The sequence below is a fragment of the Oleiphilus sp. HI0080 genome (assembly GCF_001635135.1).
The window spans coordinates 1-3,301 of the sequence record NZ_LWFU01000590.1; the positions used below are offsets into that span (position 1 = coordinate 1).

4 protein-coding genes are annotated in these 3,301 nt (G+C 45.6%); 3 read left to right on the forward strand and 1 reads right to left on the reverse strand.

The annotated features are described in order from the left end of the window. The coding region (locus A3751_RS22870) for a phosphohydrolase (protein WP_197466330.1) at positions 1 to 857 on the forward strand (857 nt) is incomplete at its 5' end. A gap of 72 nt (positions 858 to 929) precedes the next feature. Next, complete coding sequence (locus tag A3751_RS12965) at positions 930 to 1,544, forward strand: TetR/AcrR family transcriptional regulator (RefSeq protein ID WP_068456692.1); 615 nt, start codon at positions 930 to 932, stop codon at positions 1,542 to 1,544. A gap of 106 nt (positions 1,545 to 1,650) precedes the next feature. Here A3751_RS12965 and A3751_RS12970 read toward each other — a convergent pair whose 3' ends face one another. After that, positions 1,651 to 2,058 (reverse strand): phasin family protein, encoded by a 408-nt coding sequence (locus A3751_RS12970; RefSeq protein WP_068456695.1) that lies wholly within the window; start codon positions 2,056 to 2,058, stop codon positions 1,651 to 1,653. Positions 2,059 to 2,220: 162 nt separating this feature from the next. Between A3751_RS12970 and A3751_RS12975 the strand changes: the two genes are divergently transcribed. Beyond that, a complete protein-coding gene (locus A3751_RS12975; RefSeq protein ID WP_068456698.1) occupies positions 2,221 to 3,042 on the forward strand; it encodes a YiiX/YebB-like N1pC/P60 family cysteine hydrolase in 822 nt (273 codons plus the stop codon). The last annotated feature ends 259 nt before the right edge of the window (positions 3,043 to 3,301 follow it).

Below are 3,301 nucleotides of genomic sequence, written 5' to 3' on the forward strand. Positions count from 1 at the left end.
AAACCGTGGACGTACGCGTCAGCCAAAGCTTTGAACGGCATGCTCTCGCTATCTGGCCTTTAGTGACCGGCAACAAACCACATATACCACCAACAGATTTTGCCGAAAAATTCAGAACGCTTTTGTCTCACATCGTTTCTGGAGAGCTAGACGCAGATAGAGCTGACTACATGCTCCGCGATGGTTTTCACTCATCCGTCACCATTGGCGGGTTTAATCTTGACCATCTACTGAGCAACCTTCACTTTGGTCTATGCGATCAGACAAACTGGGTCGGCATCGCGATCGCAGAAAAAAGCCTAAGCTCTCTAGAGGACTTTGTGTACAGCCGCCATCAAATGTATCGCCAAGTCTATGCTCACAAAACTGCGCAAGGATTTGACTGGCTACTGCGTGCAGCGATCGAGGAGGTGATGACACAAAGCAATGTGCGTGACCTTGTGACACGTAGCCTTTCACAGCTGGATTTATTCCAACACATTACCGACAGCTATTTCTGGGAAGCATTCCGGCGCTTTAGTATGGAGCAGTCACAGTCTTACAGTCACTGCATACTAAACCGGGTTAAAATGCCTCACTTGGCAACACGCTCAAATCTAAGCGACGAGGAAGTACATACCTACCGCAACTTTCTTGCAAAAGAGAACGAGCTTGAGCCTGGTCGGATAATCGCCACAAGTCTGACCGCACGCTTCACTAAGATACGCGGAAGTTATGACAGCATGAAGGTTCTAAGTAGTGCAAAAGACGGACAGCAGGTATTTCGCTTGATCACACAGGCTAGTCAGTTCTTTGAGAAATTCAGCGATGATCGCATTACGCACTTTTATGTTGACCCAAAGCCATTGATTGACTGACCATGCATGCATCCTAAGAATCTTAGCAGACGCACCAACAACAAATTTGACCAAGAGCGGATCTAGCTATTCATGAAGACGCGCGAGCGAATTTTGCACACCAGTCTTGCCTTGTTTAATGAACTTGGTGAACCGAACGTCACAACGCTATTGATCGCTGACGAACTGGATATCAGTCCGGGTAATTTGTACTACCACTTCAAAAGCAAAACCGAGATTCTCAACGAATTGTTCTCGTGGTTCGAAACAAGCATGTACGATATTTTGGTTGTGCCTGAGTCAGAAATGGAAATCGAGGATCTCTGGTTCTACCTGCATTTGATCTTCGAAAACATCGCAAAATTTCAGTTTCTGTACAAAGACTTAGTCACGGTCATGGCAAAGTACCCGCACCTCGAAAAGAAATTCCAAAAGATCCTAAACACAAAGAGAAAGGCTTGCACTTTAGTATTGCAACGCGCAATTGAACAAGGTCGTTTACATGCCAATGAGGCCGAGGTCAGCGCTCTCACCGAGCAAGTCATTCTAATTACCACTTTCTGGCTGAGCTATTCAGTCATTAACGAAGGTGAGGTGCATGATGACGCTCTTGCCAAAGGCGTGTATCAGGTGATGTCCGTAGTTGCGCCATTCTTGGAAGAAGAGCGGCGCGAAATGATCAATGCGCTAAAAGAGGCATATCTTTAAGTCTAGTTGCAGACATTGAGAACACAGCATTCGTGTGAAAGGGAAGAAGCTCTGCGCTCAAGCGAGCATAGAGCCTAAGACTAAACGCTGAACAAAGAAGCGCGTTCTACTTCTTTTTCTTCAGCTCTTTTTCTAACGCTTCTATCCGTGCTTCAAGCGCCTCAAGCGTCTTTTTGTTAGGAATACCCAAACGCTCAAGCGCATCGGAAACCCGCTCATCAAAGACCGATTCAAGCTTGCCAAACGTATTGCTTGCTTTACCACGAACGCCTTCTACCTTTCCTTCGACGGCTTTAAAACGTTTTTCAACAGCGCCGCGCGTTGCCGACTCAAGCTCCTCACCTTCTTTCACCAGCTTCTCAAAAATCTTGCCGGTGTCTTCTTCTGCTTTATTGTAAGCGCCAAGACCGGCTAGCCAGATCTGACGCGCCGACTCTTTAATCTTATCGGACAATTGATGCGCTTGTTCGTTTGCCGAATCGCTAATCGGCGTCTCGTTATCTTTGTTAGCCATATTTTCTTAAACCATTGTTGGCATTAATCTAATTTCGTCCTAGTTTACGAGACTTCTCTGCAACCATACAGTCACAATTTGACAATATTTGCTTTGCTGTTCAGACATTTATTGTCTACACCTTTAATACTAGGCCATCGTTTTCATTCTCGGAATCAATCCATGGGGTTTCAAACTAAAAGCAAGCTCATCGCGTTTTTCACGCGACTTCTAATCAGAGAGCGCCCGCCCAATCAGATTCCGATGAGTGATTACGAACGCATGCGCTACGAAATCAAGCCGGGCGACGTGATCTTAGTGGAGGGCCGAAGTCGTGTCAGTGATGTTATAAAAACAGTGACGCAAAGCCGATGGTCTCATGCTGCACTGTATATAGGCCGAATCCATGAAATAGAGAACCCCCATGACCGGCAACGTCTCAAAAGCTTCTTTGATGGACAGCCTGATGTACAGCTGATTGTCGAAAGCGAGTTAGGGATGGGAACAGTGGCGCGTCCACTTTCCGTGTATGACCGCGATCACGTGCGTATTTGCAGACCCAAAGACATTACCTATCGTGATGCTCAGAAAGTGATTCAGCACGCGATATCCCGACTCGGGACCGACTACGACATCCGGCAAATATTCGACCTGCTGCGTTTTTTCTTTCCTTATTTGATCCTTCCGAGGCGCTGGCGCTCGAGCTTATTCTCTACTCACCCAGGAAAAACGACAAAAACAGTGTGCTCTACAATGATTGCCGAAGCATTTGGCTCAATCCAATATCCGATACTGCCAATGATCAAGCGCTCGGAGGAAGGCCACGTAAACATATATCGAAGAAATCCAAAACTTTGTACCCCCAGTGATTTCGATTACTCGCCCTATTTCGACATCATCAAATATCCATTTACAAACTTTGCAGAATCAGAGCCCCACTATCGCAAACTCCCATGGCTCAGCGAAGAAAAGCTCACAAAAGATGAATCAACAAAAGATCAATAGAAACATACACATACAAAAGATTACCTAAATTAATTTCTAGGTGTAATTACAGTCTGCCACAAATACAGCCCTACTTATTCCAAAAAGTGATCATCCTTTTGACAGTTTCAATTTGCGAAATGCCAATTTTCACTAATACTTGTCGGTACCGACGGTGTACGCACCGTTGGGGAAATGAAAGACTTTCATGGATACTACTCGCACTTATTGCCGGTTACGCCTTTGTAACCGGCTTTTTTTATGCCCATATGTAAGTCAT

What these genes read in the sequence shown, in the direction of transcription:
- A3751_RS12965 (WP_068456692.1), top strand. Translation starts at nt 930, where the DNA reads ATGAAGACGCGCGAGCGAATTTTGCACACCAGTCTTGCCTTGTTTAAT.
- A3751_RS12970 (WP_068456695.1), bottom strand. Translation starts at nt 2,058, where the DNA reads ATGGCTAACAAAGATAACGAGACGCCGATTAGCGATTCGGCAAACGAA.
- A3751_RS12975 (WP_068456698.1), top strand. Translation starts at nt 2,221, where the DNA reads ATGGGGTTTCAAACTAAAAGCAAGCTCATCGCGTTTTTCACGCGACTT.